At 68.8% G+C, this 24,545-nt stretch carries 22 protein-coding genes; 11 read left to right on the forward strand and 11 right to left on the reverse strand.

All coding sequences use genetic code 11. From position 1 onward, the window contains the following. Positions 1–33 precede the first annotated feature (33 nt). Complete coding sequence (locus ACYQ4W_RS12085; RefSeq protein WP_459856948.1) at positions 34–234, reverse strand: hypothetical protein; 201 nt, start codon at positions 232–234, stop codon at positions 34–36. A gap of 250 nt (positions 235–484) precedes the next feature. On the opposite strand from ACYQ4W_RS12085, the gene ACYQ4W_RS12090 reads away from it, so the two are divergent. The 5 genes from ACYQ4W_RS12090 (at position 485) to ACYQ4W_RS12110 (ending at position 4,444) form a co-directional block, all read left to right on the forward strand. Continuing rightward, positions 485–1,318: a phage capsid protein gene (locus ACYQ4W_RS12090; protein WP_459856950.1), complete on the forward strand. Its 834-nt coding sequence runs from the start codon at positions 485–487 to the stop codon at positions 1,316–1,318. Between the two features lie 54 nt (positions 1,319–1,372). Further along, positions 1,373–1,621: a hypothetical protein gene (locus ACYQ4W_RS12095; RefSeq protein ID WP_459856952.1), complete on the forward strand. Its 249-nt coding sequence runs from the start codon at positions 1,373–1,375 to the stop codon at positions 1,619–1,621. A gap of 184 nt (positions 1,622–1,805) precedes the next feature. Next, complete coding sequence (locus ACYQ4W_RS12100) at positions 1,806–3,248, forward strand: UTP--glucose-1-phosphate uridylyltransferase (protein WP_459856954.1); 1,443 nt, start codon at positions 1,806–1,808, stop codon at positions 3,246–3,248. A gap of 571 nt (positions 3,249–3,819) precedes the next feature. Beyond that, positions 3,820–4,164 (forward strand): hypothetical protein, encoded by a 345-nt coding sequence (locus ACYQ4W_RS12105; RefSeq protein WP_459856957.1) that lies wholly within the window; start codon positions 3,820–3,822, stop codon positions 4,162–4,164. Between the two features lie 55 nt (positions 4,165–4,219). After that, positions 4,220–4,444, forward strand: coding sequence for a hypothetical protein (locus ACYQ4W_RS12110; protein WP_459856959.1), 225 nt, complete (start codon positions 4,220–4,222; stop codon positions 4,442–4,444). Between the two features lie 192 nt (positions 4,445–4,636). On the opposite strand, the gene ACYQ4W_RS12115 is transcribed toward ACYQ4W_RS12110, so the two are convergent. Further along, positions 4,637–5,695, reverse strand: coding sequence for a methyltransferase (locus ACYQ4W_RS12115; protein WP_459856962.1), 1,059 nt, complete (start codon positions 5,693–5,695; stop codon positions 4,637–4,639). A 194-nt stretch (positions 5,696–5,889) separates the two neighbouring features. Between ACYQ4W_RS12115 and ACYQ4W_RS12120 the strand changes: the two genes are divergently transcribed. Next, positions 5,890–7,719, forward strand: a complete 1,830-nt coding sequence (locus ACYQ4W_RS12120) for a methyl-accepting chemotaxis protein (RefSeq protein WP_459856965.1) — start codon at positions 5,890–5,892, stop codon at positions 7,717–7,719. Positions 7,720–7,993: 274 nt separating this feature from the next. On the opposite strand, the gene argB is transcribed toward ACYQ4W_RS12120, so the two are convergent. Next, positions 7,994–8,845 carry an acetylglutamate kinase gene (argB, locus tag ACYQ4W_RS12125; protein WP_459858547.1) on the reverse strand — a complete coding sequence of 284 codons (852 nt, stop codon included), beginning with the start codon at positions 8,843–8,845 and terminating at the stop codon, positions 7,994–7,996. Positions 8,846–9,283: 438 nt separating this feature from the next. Continuing rightward, complete coding sequence (locus ACYQ4W_RS12130; RefSeq protein WP_459856967.1) at positions 9,284–9,433, reverse strand: hypothetical protein; 150 nt, start codon at positions 9,431–9,433, stop codon at positions 9,284–9,286. Between the two features lie 243 nt (positions 9,434–9,676). Here ACYQ4W_RS12130 and ACYQ4W_RS12135 point away from each other — a divergent pair, with 243 nt between their 5' ends. The 5 genes from ACYQ4W_RS12135 (at position 9,677) to ACYQ4W_RS12155 (ending at position 16,444) form a co-directional block, all read left to right on the forward strand. Continuing rightward, complete coding sequence (locus tag ACYQ4W_RS12135) at positions 9,677–10,165, forward strand: NfeD family protein (protein WP_459856969.1); 489 nt, start codon at positions 9,677–9,679, stop codon at positions 10,163–10,165. A gap of 9 nt (positions 10,166–10,174) precedes the next feature. Then, complete coding sequence (locus tag ACYQ4W_RS12140) at positions 10,175–11,176, forward strand: SPFH domain-containing protein (RefSeq protein ID WP_459856972.1); 1,002 nt, start codon at positions 10,175–10,177, stop codon at positions 11,174–11,176. Between the two features lie 6 nt (positions 11,177–11,182). Next, positions 11,183–12,787: a DEAD/DEAH box helicase gene (locus ACYQ4W_RS12145; protein WP_459856974.1), complete on the forward strand. Its 1,605-nt coding sequence runs from the start codon at positions 11,183–11,185 to the stop codon at positions 12,785–12,787. A 9-nt stretch (positions 12,788–12,796) separates the two neighbouring features. After that, on the forward strand, positions 12,797–14,125 hold the full coding sequence (locus ACYQ4W_RS12150) for a transcription antitermination factor NusB (RefSeq protein ID WP_459856977.1): 1,329 nt from the start codon (positions 12,797–12,799) through the stop codon (positions 14,123–14,125). Between the two features lie 81 nt (positions 14,126–14,206). After that, entirely contained in the window at positions 14,207–16,444 is a 2,238-nt protein-coding gene (locus ACYQ4W_RS12155) for a PAS domain-containing sensor histidine kinase (RefSeq protein ID WP_459856980.1), read from the forward strand. A gap of 13 nt (positions 16,445–16,457) precedes the next feature. Here the strand turns inward: ACYQ4W_RS12155 and ACYQ4W_RS12160 are convergent, their stop codons facing one another. Genes ACYQ4W_RS12160 through ACYQ4W_RS12190 form a run of 7 tightly spaced genes read right to left on the reverse strand, consistent with a single transcriptional unit; the run spans position 16,458 to position 24,502 of the window. Then, positions 16,458–17,216: an NADH-quinone oxidoreductase subunit B family protein gene (locus tag ACYQ4W_RS12160; protein ID WP_459856983.1), complete on the reverse strand. Its 759-nt coding sequence runs from the start codon at positions 17,214–17,216 to the stop codon at positions 16,458–16,460. A gap of 9 nt (positions 17,217–17,225) precedes the next feature. Next, positions 17,226–18,731 carry a hydrogenase large subunit gene (locus ACYQ4W_RS12165; RefSeq protein ID WP_459856986.1) on the reverse strand — a complete coding sequence of 502 codons (1,506 nt, stop codon included), beginning with the start codon at positions 18,729–18,731 and terminating at the stop codon, positions 17,226–17,228. A gap of 3 nt (positions 18,732–18,734) precedes the next feature. Beyond that, positions 18,735–20,213: a proton-conducting transporter transmembrane domain-containing protein gene (locus tag ACYQ4W_RS12170; RefSeq protein ID WP_459856988.1), complete on the reverse strand. Its 1,479-nt coding sequence runs from the start codon at positions 20,211–20,213 to the stop codon at positions 18,735–18,737. Positions 20,214–20,218: 5 nt separating this feature from the next. Next, positions 20,219–20,860, reverse strand: coding sequence for an NADH-quinone oxidoreductase subunit K (locus ACYQ4W_RS12175; RefSeq protein ID WP_459856991.1), 642 nt, complete (start codon positions 20,858–20,860; stop codon positions 20,219–20,221). A gap of 5 nt (positions 20,861–20,865) precedes the next feature. After that, positions 20,866–21,786 (reverse strand): respiratory chain complex I subunit 1 family protein, encoded by a 921-nt coding sequence (locus tag ACYQ4W_RS12180; protein WP_459856994.1) that lies wholly within the window; start codon positions 21,784–21,786, stop codon positions 20,866–20,868. Beyond that, a complete protein-coding gene (locus tag ACYQ4W_RS12185) occupies positions 21,783–23,780 on the reverse strand; it encodes a proton-conducting transporter transmembrane domain-containing protein (protein ID WP_459856997.1) in 1,998 nt (665 codons plus the stop codon). The genes ACYQ4W_RS12180 and ACYQ4W_RS12185 overlap by 4 nt, the downstream gene beginning before the upstream one ends. Beyond that, a complete protein-coding gene (locus tag ACYQ4W_RS12190; protein WP_459857000.1) occupies positions 23,777–24,502 on the reverse strand; it encodes a PTS sugar transporter subunit IIA in 726 nt (241 codons plus the stop codon). The genes ACYQ4W_RS12185 and ACYQ4W_RS12190 overlap by 4 nt, the downstream gene beginning before the upstream one ends. Positions 24,503–24,545 lie beyond the last annotated feature (43 nt).

Raw genomic sequence — 24,545 nt, forward strand, 5'->3', positions numbered from 1 at the left:
GAACGCGGCCGAACACAAAAGTAAAAAGAAAGGCTAGGCGGCCACAAAGGGCCGGATGAACCGCACGGCATCCCGGCTGCCCAAGGCGGAGCCGATGGCTTGCGGACTGGGCAGGTGCTCCAGGTAGTCCTGGGCCACGGCGTCGGCTCGGCGTCGCCCCGGCGTCGGCCAGGCGTCGGCCAGGCGGTGGGCCGCTGCTGCTCCGCGGCCCACCGCCAAGAACCTGTGCCTCAAAGGGCGTCTCTCCCCGCGCGCCCCTGTCAACCCGCTAATTTCGTCTTTTTACCGGCCAAAAACCGGTGATTTTCATCCGCGCCGAAAACCGGGGCTATACTTGCGCTTCAAGCGGGCCTGCTGGAGGCCCGCGCCCGGCCCCAGGGCCGCGGAGCCCGAGCCCGGCGCGAAACGTCCGGCCACCTCGAAAGCCCGCGGCGCATGAGACACCCGGCCCCCCAGAACCTTTCACCTCTGGAGGCACCACCTCATGTCCATGAGCATCAGCAATTCCTTCATCGCCCAGTACGTGGCCGACGTGCACGAGGCCTATCAGCAGCGCGGCAGCAAGCTGCGCGGCACCGTGCGCCTCAAGACCGGCGTCGTCGGCGCCACCGCCGTGTTTCAGAAGAACGGCAAGGGCTCGGCCGGCAAGAAGACCCGCCACGGCAACGTGCCCCTCATGAACGTCGCCCACTCCACCGTCACCGCCACCCTGGAGGACTGGTACGGCGCGGACTACGTGGACCAGCTGGACGAACTCAAGACCAACACCGACGAGCGCCTTGTGGTGGCCAACGCCGGGGCCTACGCCCTGGGCCGCAAGGTCGACGAGCTCATCGTGACCAAGCTGGCCCAGGCCAGCAACGTGGTGGCCGAGGCCGGCACCGGCCTCACCAAGGGCAAGATCCTGCAGGCCTTCGGCATGCTGAACGCCAGCGACGTGCCCGACGACGGCAACCGCTTCGCCGTGGTGGGCGCGCACCAGTGGAACGAGCTGCTCGACATCAGCGAGTTCAAGAGCGCCGACTTCGCCGGCGACCGCTACCCCTGGCTCAAGGGCACGGAGAGCCGCACCTGGCTCGGCATCACCTGGATGTTCCACACCGGCCTGCCCATGAGCTCCGGCACGCGCAAGTGCTTCCTGTACCACCGCAGCGCCCTGGGCCTGGCCGAGGGCCAGGAGGTCAAGGTCTTCACCGACTGGGTGCCTGAAAAGGCCGCCCACCTGGTGGACCACCTGCTTTCCGCCGGCGCCGTGCTCATCGATGACGACGGCGTGATCGAGATCGACTGCGACGACGACGCCAGCCTTTCGGCCTAACCGCCGCAAGGGTCCAGCCACCACCGCAACACGAACCCCAAGCAAGGAGACGCCATGAGCTTCGATTCCACCACCATGCGCCTGATGGGCGGCGTGCCCGGGCAGCAGCTCTTCCTCTACCGCACGGCCGACGCCGTCGGCACCGTGAGCGCCAGCGGCTACTTCAACCGCGCCGTTGAGGAATACAACCTCGCGAGCGGCGACATCATCCTGCTCGTCACCGGCTTCGGCACCCTTTCGGTGCTCGACGCCCTGGTGGCCAGCGTTTCGGGCGGCACGGCCACCACCGGCCTGCTCTCCTAGCCGCTTCCCTCCACCCCTAGCCAAGGCCCGGCCGGATGTTTTCCGCGCCGGGCCTTTTTGCGCCCCGCAGCCATTTCGCCCCAGGCGGGCAGGCACCCCGGCTTGCAATTCCACCAATTTTCCCCATATACTCAAAATGCTGGTAAAACCCAGACCGGGCCCACGGCCCCCGCACGGAGCGCCAATGAAGATCAGCTGCCTCACGGCACAAGACCCCGCCGTCCACACCATGTTCAAGCCCTTCGCCCTCAAGATGGAGGAGCGCCGCATCCCCTCCATCGTCATCAACGTGTTCAAGTGCTATTACACGCAGATAATGCAGGGCGCGCAGGGCAAAACCGGCGACGCGGACATTTCGCCCCTGCAGGACGGCGAGGTGCCCGCCTACGCCGACCTGGAGGCGTATTCCGACGCCGGGCGCGAGGCGCTGTCGCATACCGTGGTCATCAAGCTCAACGGCGGCCTGGGTACCAGCATGGGGCTCGAGCGGGCCAAGAGCCTCATCCCCGTGAAGGACGGCCATACCTTCCTCGACATCATTCTGCGCCAGGCCAAGGTGCTGCGCAAAAAGTACAAATCACCCCTGCCGCTCATCTTCATGAACAGCTTCAAAACCCACCGCGACACCATGCTCAAGGTGGAGGGGCTGGACAACGGCGACACGGGCATCCCGCTGGCCTTTGTGCAGCACATGTACCCCAAGATTCTGGAGTCGGACCTCTCGCCCGCGGACTGCCCGGAGAACCCGGAGCTGGAATGGAACCCGCCCGGCCACGGCGACGTGTACACCGCGCTGGTCACCTCGGGCCTGTTGGACAAGCTGCTCAAGCGCGGCTACCGCTACGCCTTCATCTCCAACTCCGACAACCTGGGCGCGGTCATGGACTCGCGCCTGCTCGGCTACATCGCCAAAGAAAAGCTGCCCTTCCTCATGGAAGTGGCCCGGCGCACCCACCTGGACCGCAAGGGCGGGCACCTGGCAAAACTCAACGGCTCGAACCGGCTGATGCTGCGCGAGCTGGCCCAGTGCCCCGAAAACGAGCTGGAGAGCTTTGCCGACATCGACAAGTACCGCTACTTCAACACCAACTCCCTGTGGGTGGACCTGAACGTGCTGGAGCGGGTCTTCGTGGAGAACCTGATGATGCCGCTTGACCTCATCCTGAACCCCAAGACCCTGGACCCGCGCGACCCGGAGTCCCCGGCGGTGCTGCAGGTGGAGACGGCCATGGGCTCGGCCATCAGCGCCTTCGAAAACGCCCGGGCCGTGCTTGTGCCGCGCTCGCGCTTCGCCCCGGTCAAGACCACCCAGGACCTGCTGCTGGTCATGAGCGACTGCTTCCTGCGCACCAAGCTCGAAACCATTGAGCAGAACCCGGCGCGCACCACGGCCATGCCGAGCATCGCCCTGGATCAAAAGTTCTACAAGAAGATCGACATGTTCCAGGAGCGCTTCCCCAAGGGCGCGCCCTCGCTCATCAACTGCGAACGGCTGGAGGTGCATGGCGACGTGCGCTTCGGCAAAAACGTGCGCATCAGCGGCGTCACCCGCGTCATCAACCGCGCCCGCAAGCAGGCCAGAGTGCCCGACGGCAGCCAGCTGGAAGGCGAGGTTCTGTACGGCTAGCCCAGGCCGCGCATAAGGCGGGACGGACGCGCAAGCGCCGCCCGCCTCGCGCCGAGGCCGCGCCCCCCCTTCCCATGGCGCGGCAAGTGCCCCCTGCCCGGCATACCGTCGGACAGCAGCGGGCAAAGAGCGCACCCGCGCGTGACCGGTCATTTCCTCGTCGCGCCCCCGCACAAGGCCCTGCGCGGCTTCGCCCCGAAGGAGCGGAGCCGCTTTTCACAGCCCCCCTTCATCCCTTTGAGCGGCCGTCTTCTTGGCTGGCCCTCACCTGTTGGCCGGACGGTTGGCTTGGCGCCCTCTCTGACGTGCCGGTCCGCACCACATTGCGTTGAAACTCCGGCGCGTCTTGTGGCGCAGGTTTGCGCGCATGTGGACAAAAGCGCGCAATCTTTGCTCGTTTGGCGCGCGCCCCCTTTGGCGCTCAAAATATAATAGTAATGAATCGGCAGTGTTAGCGTTTGGCACGGCACATGCTCTCTTGGTGGCATGCGTCGCAAGGCGCAGGGATGAACGAACGCAACCGGCCCTGAACAGCAACCTTCAACTGATGGACACTCCAAGGAGTTCGATCATGCTTAAGAAGTTCGCCGCCGCCGCCCTGGTGCTTTCTCTGGCTGCTCCCGCCTTTGCGCAGGGCACCGATACCCCGGGCCTCGACAAACGCGAAGCCCGCATGGAAAAGCGCATCGAGCAGGGCAAGGCCACCGGCGCCTTGAACGAGAAGGAAGCCGCCCGTCTGGAAAAGCGCAAGGCCAAGCTTGAGCAGGCCGAAGACCGCGCCAAGGCCGACGGCAAGGTGACCAGGCAGGAGCGCGCCCGCCTGAACAAGAAGGCCGACCGCCTGAGCGACGGCATCGCCCGCGAGAAGCACGACAAGCAGACCGCTGCCCCGGCGCCCGACGCGCCCAAGCAGTAGCCCAATACAAACCCCAACTTCCGCACACCCTCAACCAGATTTTAAGGAGCTCGCCATGAAGAAGTTCGCCGCCGCCATCCTGATGCTGTCCCTCGCCGTTCCCGCCTTCGCCGCCGCTCCGGCCGCCGACACCGCCGCCGCTCCGGCCAAGACCGAAGCCAAAGCCGACGTCGCCGCCGACAAGAAGGTCGAGAAAAAGGCCCCCAAGAAGGCTGTGAAGAAGGCCCCCAAGAAGGCCAAGGCTGAGAAGACCGAAGCCTCCGACGCCGCCGCCAAGTAGCAACCCCTCTTTATCTCCCTCCACCGCGGCGCGGTCTCCTGGAAACAGGGGCCGCGCCGCACCGTTTTGCGCGCCTGCCCCGGCCGGAGCAAGCTGCCCTGGCGGCCCCGGCTTGCCTCCTGAGCCCAAGGCTTGGGCAGCCTCGCGCAGGCTGGCCGCGCCCCTTTTCCCCCGCCAGGCTTTCGCCTGCGCTCAGGCCTTGCGCCCGGCAATGACTCCGGCGCTGTTCGGGCCGGCGAAATCAAGCCGCGCGATGTTCTTGAGCCCGGCCGCGGCGAGCATCTCGCGCACCTGCCCGCCGGAGTAGGCCTGCCCGCCTGGCGTGCCCAGCAGCATGTTGAGCGAGAACAGCGCCGGGAACTCCGGGCCGTCCAGGCTGTCATCAAGCAAAAACTCCTGCACCAGCAAGAGCCCGCCGGGGTTCAAGCCCTGCGCGGCCTTGCGCACCACGTCCGCCGCAACGGCCGGAGACTCGCCATGCAGAATGTGCGAGAGCCAGGCCGCATCGAACCCTGCGGGCACGGGCTCGGCGGTGTAGTCGCCCGGCACGAAGCGCAGGCGGCCCGCCGGATCGCCCGGGGCATAAGACAGGCCGAAGCGGGCGGCCGTGGCCTCGGCAAAGGGCCGGGTCTCGGGCAGGTCGAACACGCTGGCCACAAGGCCGGGGTGCGCCAGGCAGAAGTGAATGGCGTAGGTGCCGGGCCCGCCGCCCAGGTCGAGCAGACGCGCGCGCCCGGCCATGCCCGGCAGCCCCGCCGCGCGCAGCAGGGCATCCAGCCTTGGGGCCAGGCGCGGGGCGACGCCCATGGCGTTGTTGAACATGCCGAGCAGGAAGGCCTCGCGTTCGGCCTCGGTGCGCTGCGGACCGCCGCGCACGCTTTTGCCCGTGCGCACGGCCTCGTCCAATAGGCCGAAGGACTCCACCAAATGCTTGTGGTGCAGAATGATGTGCCCCTTATAGTCCGGCGCGGTGCGCACCAAATACGCCGCCGCGGCCGGAACAAGGGCGAAGGCCTCGCCCACGCGCAGCAGCAGCCCCATGGCGCGCAAGGCGCCCAGCAGCATGCCCAGGGCGCGCTCGTCCACCCCCATGCGCTTGGCCAGCTGCGCGGCCGTGGCCGGGGCCGCGGCCAGAGGCGTGAACACGTCCAGCTCCACGGCGGCGTGCAGGGTGCAGGACTTCCAGTACGCATCGGACATGGCCAGAAGCGGACCAGGGGTGTTGGCGGGCAATGCGTTGTCTTCGGACATGGCAAACCTCCAGAAAGCGCGGCCAGGATTTTGCGGACAGCATAACGCCGCAATTACGCAGTGCGCAAGGGCGTACGCGACGCCAAACTGTCACACGCTGTTCACCCTGCGCACACCATGCGTTCGCCGCCAGAGGGTAGGCCGGGGTTTCGGATCCAACCGTTCCGCAAACCTTGCCCAACAGGAGCCACGCCATGCGCAACATCCCGGTCTGGGGCAAAATCACCCTGGGGCTCGCCGCCGCCTCCATCATCACCCTGGCCATAGCCGTTGTGGGCTACATGGGCATCCGCCGCACGGAGGACGCCCTGACCGCGACGGCCCAGCGCCGCCTGCCCGCGCAAAGCCATCTGCTGACCCTGCGCAACGCCCTCACCGCCATCCAAAAGGCGGAGCGCACCCGGCTCATCCCCGAGACGCAGGAAAACCCGGCGCTGCTGCAACGCCAAAAGGAAAGCCTGGAGAAGTCATGGGTTCAGGCCGCAGCGGCCATGGCCGCCTTCGAGGCGCTGCCCGGCCCCGGCGGCAAGGCAGAGGCCGAGGATCCTGCGTGGCTGGAGTTCAAGGAGGCCTGGGAGGCTTGGGGAGCCCGCCACAGAAAGGTGCTGGAGTTCCTGGATTCGGACATGCGCTTCGGCGCCATGGCCCTTTCCATGCGCGAGGCGCGCGAGGCCATGGGCCGCGTGGAGGCCGCCCTCGACGTCTTGCTGGAGCAGGAGCGCGCGGGCACGCAGGCCTTTGTGGGCCAGGCCCTGCCACAGGCCAGAAAGGACCAGCTGACCCTGCTGGCGGCCGCCGTTCTGGCCGTGCTCACCTCGCTGGCCTTTGGCGCGCTGGTCACCGCGAACATCAACCGCCCGCTGAAAAAGACCCTGGCCTTTGCCGAGCGCGTGGCCGCGGGCGACCTGGCCGCGGAGCTGGCCGTGGACCGCCGCGACGAGCTGGGCAAGATGGCCCTGGCCCTGGGCAGCATGGTCAAAACGCTGCAAAAGGAGATCGCCCTGGCCGGAGAGTGCCGCCTGGATGCGGAGAACGAGGCCGAGCGCGCCCGGCTCGCCGTGGCCGCGGCCAAGGAGGCCGGCCTCAAGGCCGAGCTCTCCCGCCGGGAGGGCATGCGCCTGGCCGCCGGCCGCATGGCCGAGGTGGTGGACCGCCTGGGCGCGTCGTCCCAGCAGCTTTCCGCCCAGGTGGAGCAGTCGGCCCGGGGCGCGGAGGAGCAGTCGCGCCTGTCCGACCGCACGGCCGGAGCCATCGAGCGGCTGCTGGAGGCCGTGGCCGGAGCCGAAACAGGCGCGGCCCGCGCCGCCGAGACCGCCGAATCCGCCCGCGACCGCGCCAGCCAGGGCGAGCAGACCGTGGCCCAGGTGGCCCGGGTGGTCTCCGCCGTGCAGGACCGCGCCGAGGCCCTGCGCAGCAGCATGGACGCCCTGCGCGCCCGCAGCGAGGACATCGGCCGCATCATCACGGTCATCGACGACATTGCCGACCAGACGAACCTGCTGGCGCTCAACGCGGCCATCGAGGCCGCGCGCGCGGGCGACGCGGGCCGGGGCTTCGCCGTGGTGGCCGACGAGGTGCGCAAGCTGGCCGAGAAGACCCAGGCCGCCACCAAGCAGGTGGACCAGGCCATACGCGGCATACAGACCGAAACCAGGAGCAGCCTGGAACAGGTGGACCTGGCGGGCCGCGCCGTGAACGACGCCACCGCCCAGGCCGACGCCTCGGCCTCGGCCTTGAACGAGATCGTGACCCTGACCTCACAGGCCTCGGAAGAGATACGGGCCATTGCCGGGGCCACGCGCCACCAGGCCGAGGCCGGGCGCGAGGTGAGCGGCGCCGTGGAGGACATGCGCGCCATCAGCGGGCAGACCAGCCTGGCCATGGACGAATCCGCCCGGGCCGTGGCCGAGCTGGCGGACCAGGCCCGGAGCCTGAGCGGCATCGTCGTGCACATCCGCGAGGATGCGGACAGCGCGCAGGGCATGGACGAGGAAGAGGCGCAACACGTCGGGGCTGCCGCGTAACAACGGACTGGGGCAAGAAAAACGGGCGGCCCCTCGCGTTCGAGGGACCGCCCGTTGCTGTTTATTTCATCATGTCGAGGCAAAAGGACGCCACGTCCGTCCTCGCCTGCGCGTCGAGAAAAAACCGCAGGAGAAACAGGGAGGAAGCCGGGGCCGCGCCGGGCTTTCACGCCGGGCCTCTGCACCGAACATCCGCGTTGGTCCACGAGACGCGCGCCGGGCAAACGGCTTGGCCCGGATCGCCGTGCCCGGGCAGGCGTTCTGAGGGTGCGCCCTAGCGGGTGATCTCCGTGCCGATGCCGCAGTTGGTGAAGAGTTCGAGCAGCACGCAGTTCTCCACGCGGCCGTCGATGATGTGGACCTTTTCCACGCCCGCCATGATGGCCTCCAGGCAGCATTGCAGCTTGGGGATCATGCCGCCCACCACCACGCCGCACTCTATGGCCTGGAAGGCCTGAGTGCTGGTCATGCTGGGAATGAGGCGCTTGTCGCGGTCGAGCACGCCGGCCACGTCGGTCAAGAGGTGCAGGCGCTTGGCGCGCATGGCCCCGGCCACGGCCCCGGCCACGGAGTCGGCGTTGATGTTGTAGGTGTTGCCCTCGTCGTCCACGCCCACCGGCGCGATGACCGGAATGATGCCGATGCCCATGAGGGACTTGAGCACCCCGGTCTCTATGGCCGTCACCTCGCCCACCTTGCCCAGGTCGATGATCTCCGTGGGGGCGTCGTCGCTGCTGATGGCCAGCTCCTTCTTCTCCGCGCGGATGAGCATGCCGTCCTTGCCGGAAAGCCCCACCGCCCGGCCCCCGGCCAGGTTGATCAGGTTCACGATCTCTTTGTTGACCTTGCCCACCAGCACCATCTCCACCACGTCCATGGTGGCGTCGTCCGTCACGCGCAGGCCCTGGCGGAAGTGGCTCTCGATGTTCAGCGCCTTGAGCATCTTGCCGATCTGCGGGCCGCCGCCGTGCACGATGATGGGATTGACCCCAACGTACTTGAGCAGCACCACGGAGCGCGCGAAGCTCTGCTTCAGGGTTTCGTCGATCATGGCGTTGCCGCCGTATTTGATGACCACGGTCTGCCCGGCGAATTCGCGGATGTAGGGCAGGGTCTCGATGATCATGCGGGCGCGCTCGGCCTCGCGGGCCAGGTCGCGGGGAATCTCGGTGGGGCAGGCGGGCGCGCTGGCAAAAGCGGCCTTGCTCTCGTCGGCAGTGGTCATGGAATCCTCCGGCGGTGGGAAATGGCGCGCCGAAAGACCAGAACGTCACGGGCGCGGCTCGCAGGATAATCGCCTTCGGGTGCGGTTCTGTCAAGAAACCGGGAAAGCGGTGGCCGTTGTGCAAGGAAGGGATGCGGCAAAAGAACGGGAGCGCGGGGGGCACAAGGCAGAGCGGAAGGCGCTGGACGGCGCAACGAAGGCGGCCCCCCCGGCGCGCGGCGGCGAAAGGGACGCGGCAAGAAAACGGGAGCGCCGGTGGCGCGAGGAAGGCGGCGGGAGAGCGCTGGACGGCGCGGCGGAAGAAGCGACCCCGGCGCGCGGCGCGGGAGAAAGGCGGGCCTAGTCGGCGATGGGCCGGTAGACCATGCGCTCGTACCCGGAGGAAAGGCTCCGGGCCAGGCTGGCGGGCAGGCCCAGGTCGCACAGCCTGCAGTACAGGTGCAGGGGGTTCAGGCGGTGCTTCAGGGCGTCGATGATGTGGCGGCTCATGGCTGTAACTCCTGTCATGCGTCTTATCGACGCAACGAACAGGGCGCTTTAGCCGAAAGGGGGCCGGCTTGGCAAGACTCGCGGCTGCGGTTTTTTGCGCATACGTAGCGCGGGCATGCGCCCCCCACGCGCGCCCCATGCAGGGGCTGGCGCAGCCCCCCGCAGGGGGAGACCGCAGACGTTGCGGCCCTTGCCGTGCGTGCGGCAATGGCGTATCAGCCTCATGAGAGCGTGGAGGGTTTTATGGAAGGCTTCTTGTCGGCGCACGTGCTTTGGTTTCTGGCGGGAGTGGCCCTGCTGCTGGCGGAGCTCATGCTGCCCGGCTTCGTGCTGCTCTTTTTCGCCCTGGGAGCCTTTGCCGCGGCGCTGGCCGCCTTTGCCCTGAACCTTGGCGCCGGGGCCCAGTTCGTGGTCTTCCTGGCGGCCTCGCTGGCGGGGCTGGCGCTCTTGCGGCGCATGTTCCTGCGCGTGTTCCGGGGCCGCACCCGCATGGCCGAGGAAGACGCCGCCGGGCTCGAGGACATCGGCGCCGGCAAGACCGCCGTGGCCACGCGGGCCATGGGTCCGGGCAGGCAGGGCGAGATCAAGTTCCGCGGCAGCTTTTGGCGCGCGGAAGCGCAGGACGACATCGGCGAAGGCGAAAGTGTGGTCATCATCGGCCTGGCGAAGAACGACTCCGGCGCCTACGAGGTCCGGCCCGCAAGGGCGGACGCGGAACGCGGCGGAATGTAGGGGAATCGCATGCTGGACGGCAACGTCATCATTCTGATCATTCTGGCCTTGCTGGCCGTCATCGTCTTCGCCAAAACCGCCGTGGTGGTGCCCCAGAAGTCGGAGTTCATCGTGGAGCGGCTCGGCCGGTACTCCACCACCCTCGGCGCGGGCTTCCACATCCTCATCCCCTTCATCGACCGCGTGGCCTACAAGCGCTCCATGAAGGAAGAGGTGCTGGAGATTCCGCCCCAGGTCTGCATCACCAAGGACAACGTCTCCGTCTCCATCGACGGCCTCATCTACCTGGAAGTGCGCGACGCCATGCTCTCCTGCTACGGCATCGCCAACTACTACCAGGCGGCCATCCAGCTTTCGCAAACGTCCCTGCGCTCGGCCATCGGCAAAATCGAGCTGGACCGCACCTTTGAAACGCGCGAGGCCATCAACCACCAGGTCATCACCGCCGTGGACGAGGCGGCCACGGGCTGGGGCGTCAAAGTGCTGCGCTACGAAATCAAGGACATCAATCCCCCGGCAAGCATCATGGCCGCCATGGAGCTGCAGGTGAAGGCCGAGCGCGAAAAGCGCGCCGAAATCGCCCGAAGCGAAGGCGAACGCCAGGCGCGCATCAACATGGCCGAGGGCCAGCGCCAGCAGGCCATCAACGTCTCCGAGGGCGAAAAGCAGAAGCGCATCAACGAGGCCGCGGGCCACGCCAGCGAGATCGAAATCGTGGCCAGCGCCACGGCCGAGGGCATCCGCCGCGTGGCCGAGGCCCTTGCCGGGCCCGAGGGCATGGACGCCGCGCGCGTGCGCCTGGCCGAAAAGTACATCGCCGAGTTCGGCAACCTTGCCAGAACCAACAACACGCTCATCGTTCCGGCCAACGTGGCCGATGTCTCCGGCCTCGTGGCCTCGGCCCTGGCCGTGGTGGACGGCGTGCGCGGGGGCAAGAAATTCGATCACAAAGAACAGGGCGCGCAGTCCGATGCCCCGCTGGGGTTCGGCGCAAAGCGCGCGGGAGATTAACCAGACATGACCGATCACGACAGCGAAACGCCCGGCGCCGGGCAAACGGACGCCCAGCCCGAGAAACAGGCCGAGAAAATCATGGTGCAGGTGCCCGGCCTTACCCAGGTGCAAAAGGCCCTGCTCTACGCCGAGCAGTCCAAGAACGCCCCCAAGCCCGAAGCCGTGGGCGAAATAGCCCCTGAAGACGCCCTGCCCCAGGTGCAGCTTTCCGATCTGCCCGCCGTGATGCAGGAGGCCTGCGCCCGCGCGGGCTGGCCGGGACTCATGCCCGTGCAGCAGCAGGCCCTGCCCTACATGCTGGCCGGACGCGACATCATGGTCCAGGCGCGCACAGGCTCCGGCAAAACCGGGGCCTTCCTGCTGCCGCTCTTGGGCCGCCTCAAAACCGCGCACACCTCCACCCAGGCGCTCATCCTGGTGCCCACGCGCGAGCTGGCCCAGCAGGTGGCAAGCGACGCGGCGACCCTGTTCGCGGGCACGGGCATCGAGTGCGTGGCCGTTTACGGCGGCGTGGGCTACGGCGCGCAGCTGGAGGCCTTCAAGCGCGGCGCGCAGATCGTGGTGGGCACCCCGGGCCGCGTGCTCGACCACCTGCTCAAGCGCTCGCTCTCGCTCTCGGAGCTTTCCACGCTCATCTTCGACGAAGCCGACCGCATGCTCTCCATCGGCTTCTACCCGGACATGAAGGACATCCAGCGCTACCTGCCGCCGCGCAAGCGCATCCACGCGGCCATGTTCTCGGCCACCTTCCCGCAGCAGGTGCTGCGCCTGGCCCAGGAATTCTTGACAGATCCGGGCCGGCTCTCCCTTTCCGAGGGGCAGGTGCACATAGCGGACATGACCCACGCGTATTACGAGGTCCCGTCCATGGGCAAGGACCGCTGCCTCATGCGCATCATCGAGATGGAGTCGCCCGAGAGCGCCATCATCTTCTGCAACACCAAGTCCGACGTGCACTACCTGACGGCGGTGCTGGGGCGCTTCGGCTACAATGCCGACGAGCTCTCCGCCGACCTGACCCAGTCGCGCCGCGACCAGGTGCTCACCAGCGTGCGCGCGGGCCAGCTGCGCTTTTTGATCGCCACCGACGTGGCCGGACGCGGCATCGACATCCCCGGCCTTTCCCACGTCATCCTGTACTCCCCGCCGGAAAACCCGGAGAGCTACATCCACCGCGCGGGCCGCACGGGCCGCGCAGGCGCCGCGGGCACGGTCATCTCCCTTGTGGACGTGATGCAGAAGATGGAGCTCATGCGCATCGCCCGGCAGTACAACATCCAGCTGCAGCACCGCGAGCTGCCCACCGACGCCGATGTGGCCGCCAATGTGGCCCAGCGCCTGACGACCGTTCTGGAAGCCAAGTGGCGCGCCAAGGACAGCCTGGAGCAGGAGCGCATGCGCCGCTACGTGGACGTGGTCAAGACCATGAGCCAGGACGACGACCAGGTGCTGCTGCTTTCGCTCCTGCTGGACGAAGCCTACCAGAAGGCCATGCACACCGCCCCGCCCCAGCCCGAGGGCAAGCGCCCCCAGCCGCCCCAGCAGGAGGAGCGCCCCCGCGAACCCCGCCGCGACGGCGGAAGCGGCGGCCGCAGGCGCAGGCGCTAGGACCGGCCCATGTCGCAGCTGCCAGCGGCCCGCGCCGCCGCCCTTGATTGTCTTTGCGCCTGCCTCATCGAGGGCCGCGACCTGCAGGCCGCCCTCGACACCGCGCTCAAGGCCGATCCCTTGTCCGACCGCGACGCTGGGCTCGTCACCGAGCTCGTGTACGGCTATTGCCGCCTCAAGGGCCGGCTCGACGCGCTGCTTTCGCGCTTTCTCGACCCCGCGCGCAAGCTGCCCGCGGAGGCCATGCTCGCCCTGGGCCTGGCCGCGCACGAGATCGTCCATCTGGACCGCGTGCCCGTTTACGCCAGCGTCAACTGGGCCGTGGACTGGGCCAAGACCTACACCAAGGCGCACCTTTCCGGCCTGTTCAACGCCGTGCTGCGCCGCGTGGCCGACATGGCCGAGGACGCCCGCACCGTGGGCCCCTACAAGGACGGCGCCAAGGACGAGGCCGAGGTGCTCTCGCGCTATTACTCCTGCCCGGACTGGATCGTGCGCATGTGGCTCAAGGAATACCCCAAGGCCGACGCCGCGCGCTTCTTGAAGGCCCAGGCCCGGCCGCCCGCCATGGGCCTGGCCGTGGACGCCGAGGCCCTGGGCCAGGAGCCCGCGCTGGCGCTCTCGCGCCGGTTGGGGGCGCATCCCGCCTGCCTGGGCCGCCAGGGCTTGGGCATCGTCTTCCAGCCCGGCACCGGCCTGGACACCCTGACCGAAGAGCTGGCCCTTGCCCCGGAGGAACGCGCCGCGCTCTACCGCCAGGGCTTTGCCGCGCGCCAGGCCCTGGCCGCGCTCTCGCCGCAGCGCTTCAAGACCCCGGTGTGGGACGCCTGCTCCGGCCGGGGCGGCAAGACCCGGCTCTTGCTGGAGGCCGGGCTCTCGCCCGTGCTCGCCAGCGACACGCACATGGGCCGCCTGCGCGCCCTGGCGCGCGAGCTGGCTCCGGCCATCGAGTCCGGGCGGCTTCTGCCCTTCCGCGCCCGCGCCGACGTGCCCCCGCCCCTTTCCGCCGCGCCCGCCACCATCCTGCTCGACGCGCCCTGCACCGGCCTGGGCACCCTGTCCCGCCGGCCGGACATCAAATGGAAGCGCACCGAGGACGACATCACCGCCCTTACGGCCCTGCAGGCCAAGATGCTCGACGAGGCCTTCACCGCCCTGGCTCCCGGCGGCACCCTGCATTACCTCACCTGCACCCTCTCGCCCGAGGAAAACCAGCGCCAGGTGGCGCGCCTGCTGGCCTCCCGGCCGGAGGCCGCCCTCGCGTCCTCGTGGACAACCCCGCCGGACGTGCCCTCCGGTGAGTTTTTCTATTGCGCAAGCCTGCAGAAAAGTGGATAGATAATGAAAGGAGCTTACTTCTCTCCCACTATGTGACTTCACCATAGGTAGCGCACTGTAATCGTCCCCCCAAGGACTGCAATGAGCACACCGGACAAGCAGACGCCCGTTGCACGCAAGGCCAAGGCGCTTGCGCACGACAGCCTTTTCCGCGCCGCCTTCGAATCGAGCCGGGCGGTCATGTTCCTCATCGACCCCGCGACCGGCCACATCATCAGCGCCAACCCGGCGGCCTGCGAATTCTACGGGTACGACCCGGAGGATGTGGGCGCGCTTTCCCCCACGGACATAAGCCTGCTGCCGCAGGAGCGTTTGCAGGAGCTGCTGGGAAGGCTCATCGAGGGCGGCGCCGCGCGTTACGCCAGCCGCCACAAGCTCAAGGACGGCCAGGTGCGCGACGTGGAGCTGGACGCGGCGCCCCTCACCCTCAAGGACGGCCGCCGCTGCCTGTTCTTCATCGGCCACGACATAACCCCGCGCAAGGTGGCCGAGCGTTCGCTGCGCCAGCGCGAGGGCCTTTTGCGCGCCATTCTCGATTCCGCGGGCGACGGAATCGGCTTCCGCGACGCCAACGGCCTGTACCGCGAGGCCAATCCCGCCTTCTGCCGTCTGGTGGGCCTGCCCTGCGAGGACGTGCTTGGCCGTCCCGGCAAGGAGTTCTTCGACCGACGGGCCGCCAACCGCCACGTCAAGATGGACCGGCGCATCATGAGCGTGCGCAGCCCGGTCACCTACGAGCTGACCCAGGACGGACCCGACGGGCCGCGCTACCTGAGCGTCCACAAATCCCCGGTGTACGACGCCACGGGCGAGTGCCTGGGCGTGGTCTCCATCAGCCGCGACATAACCAAGCGCCGCCTGGCCGAAGCCGCCCTGCGCAAGAGCGAGGGCCTGCTGCGCGCCATGCTCCAGTCCGCCCAGGACAGCATCTTCGTCACCGACGAAAACGACGTGCTGCGCGAGCTGAACCAGACCTTTTGCACGCATGTGGGCCGCACGCGCAAGGAGCTGCTCGACAAGCCCCTGTCGCAGGCCTTCTCCCAGGATGAGCTGCGCATCCAGCTTTCCACCAGCTCCCTGGCCCGCGAAACGCGCGAGCCCGTCAGCTTCACCCAGCGCATGCTGCCCCCCGGCAAGGAGTATTGGATCAGCGTGGTCAAGACCGCTGTGATTGACTCCGAGGGCCGCTGCCTGGGCGTGGTCAGCATGGGACGCGACGTCACCGCCCAGCGCAGCTCGGAGCTGGCCCTGCGGCAAAGCGAACGCCGTCTGGCCGGGCTCATCCGGCAGGCGCCCGTGGGCGTGTTCGAAACCGACATGGCCGGGAGCCTGACCTTTGCCAACGAGCGCATGCTGCGCCAGACCGGCATGCCCTTTGAGGCCCTGGCCGGAAAGGGCTGGCTGGAGCGCATTCTGCCCCAGGACCGCGACGTTTTTTTGGCCACCTGGAGCGACGCCCTGGCGCGCAAGCGCGATGTGGACTGCGAGCTGCGGCTCATGGACGCCAAGGGCGCGGGGCGTTGGATGTCCTGCCGCATACGGCCCATGACCGACGCGGCCAACCGCTTCAGCGGCTACCTGGGCGTCCTGGGCGACATCAGCGAGCGCAAAAAGGCCGAGGCCCTGCGCGACGACGTGGAGAGCGTGGTGCGCCACGACCTGAAGAGCCCCATCGGCTCGGTGCAGAACGCCATGGAGCTGCTGGAGCTTTTAGGCCCGCTCAACGCGGAGCAGACCCAGGTCCTCTGCGAGGTGCGCGCCCTGACGCGGCGCATGCAGGAGCTCATTTCCCTGTCCCTGGACCTGCACGCCATGGAGGTGGGCGCCTTCGTTCCGCAGCTCCAGGCCGTGGACCTTTGCGCCGTGGTGGACGCCCTGCGCATGGAGCTGCGCACGCTGGTGGAAGGCAAGGGCCTGCGCCTGACTGTGCGCTCCGACTGCCCGGCCGGGCCGTTTTACGTGCGCGGCGAGCGCAGGCTGCTCGACGCCGTGGTTTCGAACCTGCTCAAGAACGCGGCCGAGGCCTCGCCCGAGGGTGAGGAGGTCGCCGTGAACCTGGCCATGGACGGCGCGGACGCCGTGGTGACCCTGCGCAACAAGGGGGAAGTGCCCGCCGAGGTCCGCGAGCGGTTTTTCGAGAAGTACGCCACCTGGGGCAAGACCCACGGCACCGGGCTCGGCACCTATTCCGCGCGGCTCATGGTGCACACCCTGGGCGGCTCCATCGCCCTGCGCACGGACGAACCGGCCTTCACCAGCGTCATCCTGCGCCTGCCCGCGTCCGGACCGCCGCAAACGCCGGAACAACCGGAACAGTAGCCTCTCCGGAAAGCTAGCCCCGCTCCGCGCGGCCCAGAAGCCGCAACAGCCCGTCCAGAATCGTCCAGGGGTGCGGCGCGCAGCCCGGCACGAACAAATCCACCGGAATGAACCCGGCGCAGCCGTCGTGCGCTTCCTCGTGCCCGGCGTACGGCCCGCCGGAGATGGCGCAGGCCCCCACGGCGATGCCCACGCGGGGCTCCGGCGCGGCGGCCCAGGTCTTTTCCAGGCCCAGGCGCATGTTCTCCGTCACCGGCCCGGTGACGAGCAGCCCGTCGGAGTGGCGCGGCGAAGCCACGAACTGGATGCCGAAGCGCCCCAGGTCGAAAACCAGGGTGCCCAGCACGTTGGTGTCCAGCTCGCAGGCGGCGCAGCCTCCGGCGCTCACCTGCCTTAGCCGCAGGGAATTCTCAAAAAGCTTGCGGCGCGCGGGCTCCACGGCCTGGGCCAGCTGATAGGGCTGGCCGCGCAGGAAGAGATCCTCGCGGCGGCCGGCGGCCATGCGGAAGTCGCCCGTGAAGCGGATGGCGCCCTTGGAGCAGGCGGCCGCGCAGTCCGTGCAGAACAGGCAGCGGCCCAGATCCAGGCACAGGCCGCCGTCCAGGGTTATGGCTCCCGTGGGGCACGCGCCCGCGCAGGCCCCGCAGCCGTCGCAGGCCTTGGGGTCCACCTCGGGCCGCCCAGGGTAGCGGTCCGGCAGCTCGGGCATGACCTTGGGATAGTTCACGGTGCGGCGGCCCTGACGCAGGCGGGCGAAGATATGCTGGATCATGCGCCCTCCTTACAGGTCGTGTCCGCAGTAGGACAGGCTGAAGCTCTTGTTGCAGATGGGGAAGTCCGAAATCTGCTGGTTGCGCAGGGCCATGGAAAGCCCGGCCCAGTTGTGGAAGCTGGGATCCACCACCTTGTACGCCGCAAAGCGCCCGGTTTCGTCCGTCAGCGCCACGTGGCAAATTTCGCCGCGCCAGCCCTCCACCAGGCTCACGGCCAAATGCTCCGGAGCCAGGTTGCCCACCGGGGCGGAGAAGCCCCCGCACGCGCCGGAGCAGGCGGGCAGGTGCGTCAGGTGTTCGGTCAGGAATTTCTCGGAGTGCAGCAGCTCCAGGTGGCGCACAAAGGCCCGGCCCGCCACGTCGCCGCCCTGGGCCACGGCCACGGGCACGTGAGAAAAGGCATACGCGCCCACGGGGTAGTCCTGGCGCACGTCTATCTCCACATCGCAGGCGCGCGCGGCCACGCCCACCAGTCCCAGCGCCAGGGCGTCCACGCGCGAGACCACGCCCGTGCCCTCCATGCGCGAAACCACCGAGGGCGTGCTCCACAACAACTCCACGGACTCCACGGCCTGGGGGAACACCTGGGCCAGATGCGCCAGCACGGCCTCGGCCCGCGCCCGGTCCAGATCGAAGCGCGTGCCGCCGGGAGCCACCAGTCCGCGCCCGAAGCGGCTGCCGCACAGCTTGGCCGTCATATTCAAGAAATCGCCGCGGATGCGCCCGAGAAAGGACGAGGTGGGCAGGTAGCCCATGTCCATGGCCAGGGCGCCCAGGTCGCCCGCGTGGTTGGCCAGGCGCTCCAGCTCAAGGGCAATGGCCCGGAGCGTCAGCGCGCCCGCCGGCACCCGGCAGCCGGACAAGGCCTCCAGGTTCTGGCAGGCCGCCGTGGCGTGGCCGATGGTCGTATCTCCGGCGATGGTCTGCATGTGCTGCAGGAAGCGCGGCCCGGGACCGCCGCCCGGGGCGTTGAGCAGGGCGCGTTCCAGGCCCCGGTGCTGGTAGCCTAGGGAGATTTCCAGGTGCAGCACGTCCTCGCCGTGGCACAAGAAGCGGAAGTGCCCGGGCTCGATGATGCCCGCGTGCACCGGGCCCACGGCCACCTCGTGGGTGGCCTCGCCCTGGGCCTCCATGAACCGCGCCAGGCCGATGTCCGGGCCGGGTATGGCGCCGCCCTGGGGGTCGCGCTTGGGGAAGCGCACGGGCTTGAGCCAGGGGTGGCCAAGGGGCGTCACGCCCCAGGTCTCCCAGATCTCGCGTTCGAAAAGATGGGCCTGCGGGCAGTCCGGCGTCAGGGAGGGATAGGCCTGCCCAGCCGGGGCAGAAAGGGCGTGCAGCACGCCCAGGCGGTCCTCGGCCAAAATGGCGAAGAGCCGCAGCTCTCCGGCCACGGGCGCGCAGAACAGGGCCGAGAGCCGGGCCTCGTGCAGCACGGCCTCCAGCACCTCGGTGCAGAACTCCTCCGCCGGGAGGTACGGAATTTCGCGGATGGGCACGGCCTGGGCGTTGCGCACGGCTTAAAATCCTCCGGTGACGCGAGACGCGGCGGCCATGACCTCGGCCAGGGGCGCGGGGTAGAACAGGCCCAGCAGCACCGCGGCCAAAATCAGCCCCAGGGGCGGCAGGCAGGCGCTCCAGGACTCGCGGATGGTGGCGACGGGCTTGCCGGCCTCCGTCAAATTGGACCCGGGCTGGCCCTGGGCCATGCGCATGCCCGCCGTGGTGATGCCGATGAAGGCCACGGCCAAAAGCAGCAGGAAGATGCCCGCCAGGATGTAGCGCTCCCCGGCCAGGGCGGCGCGCAGGATGGACAGCTCGCTCACGAAGGCGCCGAAGGGCGGCATGCCGGTGAGGGCCAGCAGGCCCGCAACCCACAGCGGACCGGAATAGGGCAGCGCCCGAACCAGCCCGCGCACCCCGGCAACGTCCTTGGTCTTGTATGCGGCCAGAATGTTGCCCGCCAGGAGGAACATGGCCCCCTTGGCCACGCCGTGGGCGAAAAGATGCATCAGGCTGCCGAACATGCCCATGCCGCCGATGCCCGCGCCAAAGGCCAGAATGCCCATGTGCTCCACGCTGGAATAGGCCAGCAGGCGCTTGTAGTCCGTTTGGCGCAGCAAAAACACGGCAGCCCAGGCCATGCTCGTCAGGCCCAGGAACACCAGCAGGTCGTTGCCGAACTCGGCCTGGCCCGCGGCGGCAAGCACCTGCCGCACGCGCAGGATGGCCAGAAACGAGACGTTCAGCAGGCAGGTGGACATGAGCGCCACCACCGAGGGCGACTCGCTGTACACATCGGGCAGCCAGGTGTGCATGGGCGCAAGCCCCATCTTGGTGCCATAGCCCACCAGCAGAAACACGAAGGCCGCCTTGAGCAGCACGGGGTTCAGCGTGGGGCCAGCCGCCATGAGCGCGGGCAGGCCGAGGGAGACCTCGCCGCCGCCGGCCAGGGCCAGCATGTAGGTGCCGAAAAGCGCCAGGGCGATGCCCACCGAGCACAACAGCAGGTACTTCCAGGTGGCCTCGAGGGAGCGGTGGTGGCGGTGAAAATAGATGAGCGGAGCCGAGGCCAGGGTCGTGGCCTCCACGCCGACCCACAGCAGGCCCAGGTTCTGCGCCATGCACACGAAGCTCAAGGCCGAAAGGAACAGCAGCAGGCAGCCGGTGAAGCGCGCCTCGGGCGAGTTGGAGAACAGCCGCCCCTCGACCATGTCCTGCCTGCGGCCCGTGGTCTCGCGCCGCAGGTAGCCCACGGTGTAGAAGGCCGCGGCCAAGAACAGCAGGCTGGTGATGAGCAGAAAGAGGCGTCCGGCGTCGTCCAGCAAAAGCGCGCCTTCAAACCAGGACCGGGCCGGCACGCGGAAGGCCAGCAGGGTCAGCGCCAGGTGCGCCACGCCCGTGGCCGCAAGCAGCCCGCGCCGCGTCCGGTCGTCGGGTATGACGAAGGCCGCGGCTCCCGCCGCCGCGGGCGCAAGGATGGTCCATCTGGCTGGCATCCGCCCTACTCCTTGAGCGACGCCAGCCGGTCGGCGTCGATGTGGTCGAATTCCCGGTTGATGCGGAAGATGGCGATGCCCATGACGAACACGGCCACGAACACGTCGAGCAGAATGCCCATCTCCACCAGCAGCTGGGCCTTGCGCAGGGCCACGGCCCCGAAGGCGAAGATGCCGTTCTCCAGCACCAGGTAGCTCACCACCTGGCTCACGGCCTTGCGCCGGGTCACGATGCCGAAGAGCCCCACCAGAATGGTGAAGAAGGCCACGGGAGTGAGCAGCTGCGGCACGCCGGGGCCGGGCACGGGCATGCGTCCGCCCAGCCAAACCGAGACGCCCAGGGCCGCCACGCCGAAGAGCAGGGAATTGGAGTAGCCGACATAGGGCTCCACCTCGGCGCGCACATGGGCGCTCTCCAGGGAGCGGAACAGCAGCGCGGGAAAGATCCAGCCCTTGAGCAGCGCCGTTGCGCCGGAAATGGCCAGGGAGGTGAGCTCGAACTCGCCGTGGCCCAACAGCGGCAACAGCGCCAGGCCCACGCCCTGGAAGGCCACCATGCGGATGCACAGGCCGATGCGGCTGGTGCCCAGAAGCACCAGGTTCGTCAGCACCAGGCCGACAAGTATGAATTCCACAAGCGAGATCATGTCCGCTACCTCAGCAACAGTATGAGGGCCAGGCCGGAAAGGGCCGTTGCGCCCACCAGCAGCCGGGGCACCAGCAACAGCCGCAGCCGCGCCATGCTCGACTCGCCGATGCCGATGGCCACGGCCAGGCCGAAGATGCCCAGCGCCCCAAGGGCAGGATCCAGCAGGGCGTCGCCGCGCGCGGGAATGATGAGCCCGGTCAGCACAGCTCCCAGGGTCCACAGCTTGACCCCCTGCCCGTACAGGATGAAGGCGAAGTCCGGCCCGGAGTGGTCGAGCACCATGACCTCATGGATCATGGTCAGCTCCAGGTGCGTGTTCGGGTCGTCCACCGGAATGCGGCAGGTCTCGGCCAGGAGCACCAGGAAAAGAGCGGTGGCGGTAAGCGCCAGCACCGGCCCCGCGGCCACCCAGTGGGCCATGTCCAGCCGGGCCAGCATTTCGGACAGGGAATAGGTTCCCGTGGCCTGGGCCAGGGCGGCCAGCCCCAATACCTGGGCCAGCTCTGCGGGCACGGCGAACTGCATTTCGCGGCTGGCGCCCATGCCCTCGAAGCTGGAGCCCGTGTCCAGGGCGGCGGCTGCGGTGGCGAAGCGCCCCAAAGACAGCAGCCCGGCAAAGAGGAACAGGTCGCCCTCAAAGGAGAACAGCCCCGGCTGGCCGCCGAGGGGCGCCAAGGTCAGGGCGGCCAGAATGCAGGCCAGGCCCAGCATGGGCCCCAGGGGGAACACCCAGGAGGTGGTGGCGCTGTAAACCGCGCCCTTGCCCAGCAGTTTGGCCAGGTCGTAATAGGTTTGCAGCAGCGGCTGGCCTTGGCGTCCCGCGAACTTCGCCTTCACGCGGTTGATGCAGCCGAAGAGCAGCGGGCACAGCACAAGCCCGGCAACGATGCGCCAAAGCGCGTCCATGTGCACGGCCGGGCTCACCACAGCCCCCAGGCGAGCAGCGCCACCAGCGTGGCCGCGATGTAGAGCACGTACACGTGCACCTGTCCCTGCTGGAGCCGGTGCATGGCCTCGAGCTTGGCGTTGATGAACCCGAACAGCCCCAGGAAGCCTTGCAGGATGCGGTCCTGCGTCTCAGCCACGTAGCCCGCGCGCGCCGGGAACAAGCCCCAGGGGCGCGTGGTGCTGCCCGTGCGCCCGGTGAGCGCCTGGAACATGTCGGCCAGGGGCTGGGCAAAGGACGAATAGGTGTACTGGATGCGCGCGGTGGGCGCGGCATAGCCGCAGTCCCAGGTGGGGCCGGTGCGCACATCGCGCCCGCGCAGCAAGGCCCGCCGCAAAACAAACAGCCCGCCGAAAAGCGCCAGCAAAAGGCCGAAGACCATGGCCGCCGTCCAAAGCGCCTCCACCGTGGGCGCACCCAGGACCACGGCGCCGGGCAGGGCGGGCTCCAGGGCCAGCAGCGCGGTCTGGAGCACCAGCGCCGCGCCAAGGCCCAGCAGCGGGGCCAGCACGGCCAGAACGATCATTGGCGCGCGCATGGCCCGGGGCGACTCGTGGGCCTGGGTCGCGGCCTGGCTGCGCGCCGCGCCGAGAAAAACAGTGCCGAAGGCGCCCACGAACACCGCCGCGGCCATGCCCGCGCACAGCACCAGCGCCGCCAGCACGCCCAGGCTCGGAATATCCAGGCCGGACACGGGCAGCAGCAGGCCCTTGATGGCGCACAGGCCCAACACCAGCTCCGAGGCGAAGCCGCCCATGGGCGGCAGGCCGCAAATGCCCAGCGCCGCCACCAAGAAGGTCGCGCCCGTGACGGGCATGCGTCCCAGCACGCCGCCCAACTGGTCCATGCGGCGTTCGCCCGTGCCGTGCAGCACGCTGCCCGCGCAGAAAAACAGCAGCGACTTGAACACGCCGTGGTTCACCACATGGACAAGGGCCGCGCCAAAGCCCAGGGCCGCCACCAGGGGCGCGCCCATGGCCCGGCCAAGGGCTCCCAGCCCCAGGCCCATGAGCATCAGCCCGGCGTTCTCCATGCTCGACCAGGCCAGCAGGCGCTTGAGTTCGCTCTGCCCCAGGGCCCCGGCCACGCCGAGCACCGCCGTGACGCCGCCCATGGCCACCAGGGTCCAGCCCCACCAGGGCTCGGGGTTGAGGGCCAAAAGCACGCGCAAAATGCCGTACACGCCGGTCTTGATCATGACGCCGGACAACACGGCGGACACATGGCTGGGCGCGGCGGGGTGCGCCTCCGGCAGCCAGACGCCGAAGGGCGCGAGGCCGGCCTTGGAGCCGAAGCCCACGAGGGCCAGCAGGAACAGCGCGCCCGCAGGCACGGCCCCCACGGCAAGAGTTGCCGCGCCCTCTCCGGAAAAGCCGACGAAAAGCCCGGCGGCAACGCCCTGCGCAGGCGGCCAGGTGGCGCCGGGAAGCAGGCAGAGCACCAACAGAAACGCCGCGCCCAGGTGCGAGGCCACGAGATAGATGCGCGCGGCGCGGCGCACGGCCCCGTCGTCGTCCTCCAGGCAGACCAGGAAGTAGGAGGACAGGGCCATGGCCTCCCAGCACAGCAGCAGCAGGAAGGGATCGCGCGCGGTGAACACGCCGGTGATGGCCGCGGCCAGGATGTTGTAGAAGAACCAGGGCGGCCCGGCCTTCTTGCGGCCTTCCGTCTCCGCCAGGTAGCCCCGGCCGTACACCGCGCCCAGGGCGATGAGCACCAGGGCGGGCGTCAAAAACAGGGCCGAAATGCCGTCGATGGCCAAGCGGCCCAGGCCCCAGGGCGGCGGCCAGGCCAGGGCCAGCACCCAGTCCTGCGGCGCGACGAGGGCCTGCACGGCCGGGACGAGTCCCAGCAGGCAGCCCAGCACGGCCATGCCCGAACCGAGGACGCTTGCGGCGCGGAAGGAGCGCGGCAGCAGCGAGAGCACTGCGCCCAGCAGAAAGGTGGCCAGACAGGCGGCGAAGAAGATCATGCGCTGCGCCTCCCCATGCCCTTGGCCGCGGGCTGGTAGGCGTGCTCCGCGGCGGCCGCGGCCAGCAAAAGGGCATGTTCGGGCGCGCGGGAAAGCACGGCCTGGCGGAAGTCCGCATCGCGCAAGGCCGCGGCCAGCAGGGCCAGCAGGGCCAGGTGCGCGCGCACCGTGGGCGAGGCCAGGACGAAAACGGCCTGGATGGGCTGCTGGTCCGGCGTGGGCACGGCGGCTTCGAGCAGGGGGGTGGACGGATAGGCCAGCAGGATGCGCGGGCCATCGCCCAAAATGAGCGGCGCGCGCACATGGGGCACGAGGATGCCGCCGCCGATGGCGGTGACGCCCGTGGACTCCCGCGCCAGCAGCATGGACAGCACCAGGTCGCGCTCGTCGTGTTGGGCCTCGGGCATCAGCCGCGCCACGGCGGCGGTGAGCACCTGGGCCAGGGTTTCGCCCTGGCCGCCCGCGAGCACGCCGCCCGCGCGCAGGGCTCCGGCCAGGGCCGAAACGCGCTCGCAGTCCGCGTCGGGCTCGGGCTCCAGCTCGCAGGAAAGGGCCGTGGACCCGATATTGTGGTGAATGGCCCACTCCATGAGCTCGGCGCGGTTGAAATGGTACAGCCCGCCCAGGCGCACGGTAGGGAGTCCGGCCTGCGCGATCCAGCGCAGCACGGTCTTCTCGGTGCAGTTGAGGGAGGCCGCCGCCTCGCGCAGGGTGAGCCGCATGTTCCGTCCTTGGAAGGCTTGCGTCCTCCTGGCCGGTGGGGTG

It is taken from the genome of Humidesulfovibrio idahonensis, assembly GCF_054657715.1.

What these genes read in the sequence shown, in the direction of transcription:
- ACYQ4W_RS12100 (WP_459856954.1), top strand. Translation starts at nt 1,806, where the DNA reads ATGAAGATCAGCTGCCTCACGGCACAAGACCCCGCCGTCCACACCATG.
- ACYQ4W_RS12150 (WP_459856977.1), top strand. Translation starts at nt 12,797, where the DNA reads ATGTCGCAGCTGCCAGCGGCCCGCGCCGCCGCCCTTGATTGTCTTTGC.
- ACYQ4W_RS12185 (WP_459856997.1), bottom strand. Translation starts at nt 23,780, where the DNA reads ATGATCTTCTTCGCCGCCTGTCTGGCCACCTTTCTGCTGGGCGCAGTG.
- ACYQ4W_RS12190 (WP_459857000.1), bottom strand. Translation starts at nt 24,502, where the DNA reads ATGCGGCTCACCCTGCGCGAGGCGGCGGCCTCCCTCAACTGCACCGAG.
- ACYQ4W_RS12160 (WP_459856983.1), bottom strand. Translation starts at nt 17,216, where the DNA reads ATGATCCAGCATATCTTCGCCCGCCTGCGTCAGGGCCGCCGCACCGTG.
- ACYQ4W_RS12090 (WP_459856950.1), top strand. Translation starts at nt 485, where the DNA reads ATGTCCATGAGCATCAGCAATTCCTTCATCGCCCAGTACGTGGCCGAC.
- argB (WP_459858547.1), bottom strand. Translation starts at nt 8,845, where the DNA reads ATGATCATCGAGACCCTGCCCTACATCCGCGAATTCGCCGGGCAGACC.
- ACYQ4W_RS12145 (WP_459856974.1), top strand. Translation starts at nt 11,183, where the DNA reads ATGACCGATCACGACAGCGAAACGCCCGGCGCCGGGCAAACGGACGCC.
- ACYQ4W_RS12135 (WP_459856969.1), top strand. Translation starts at nt 9,677, where the DNA reads ATGGAAGGCTTCTTGTCGGCGCACGTGCTTTGGTTTCTGGCGGGAGTG.
- ACYQ4W_RS12105 (WP_459856957.1), top strand. Translation starts at nt 3,820, where the DNA reads ATGCTTAAGAAGTTCGCCGCCGCCGCCCTGGTGCTTTCTCTGGCTGCT.
- ACYQ4W_RS12115 (WP_459856962.1), bottom strand. Translation starts at nt 5,695, where the DNA reads ATGTCCGAAGACAACGCATTGCCCGCCAACACCCCTGGTCCGCTTCTG.
- ACYQ4W_RS12095 (WP_459856952.1), top strand. Translation starts at nt 1,373, where the DNA reads ATGAGCTTCGATTCCACCACCATGCGCCTGATGGGCGGCGTGCCCGGG.
- ACYQ4W_RS12170 (WP_459856988.1), bottom strand. Translation starts at nt 20,213, where the DNA reads ATGCCAGCCAGATGGACCATCCTTGCGCCCGCGGCGGCGGGAGCCGCG.
- ACYQ4W_RS12175 (WP_459856991.1), bottom strand. Translation starts at nt 20,860, where the DNA reads ATGATCTCGCTTGTGGAATTCATACTTGTCGGCCTGGTGCTGACGAAC.
- ACYQ4W_RS12140 (WP_459856972.1), top strand. Translation starts at nt 10,175, where the DNA reads ATGCTGGACGGCAACGTCATCATTCTGATCATTCTGGCCTTGCTGGCC.
- ACYQ4W_RS12130 (WP_459856967.1), bottom strand. Translation starts at nt 9,433, where the DNA reads ATGAGCCGCCACATCATCGACGCCCTGAAGCACCGCCTGAACCCCCTG.
- ACYQ4W_RS12120 (WP_459856965.1), top strand. Translation starts at nt 5,890, where the DNA reads ATGCGCAACATCCCGGTCTGGGGCAAAATCACCCTGGGGCTCGCCGCC.
- ACYQ4W_RS12110 (WP_459856959.1), top strand. Translation starts at nt 4,220, where the DNA reads ATGAAGAAGTTCGCCGCCGCCATCCTGATGCTGTCCCTCGCCGTTCCC.
- ACYQ4W_RS12155 (WP_459856980.1), top strand. Translation starts at nt 14,207, where the DNA reads ATGAGCACACCGGACAAGCAGACGCCCGTTGCACGCAAGGCCAAGGCG.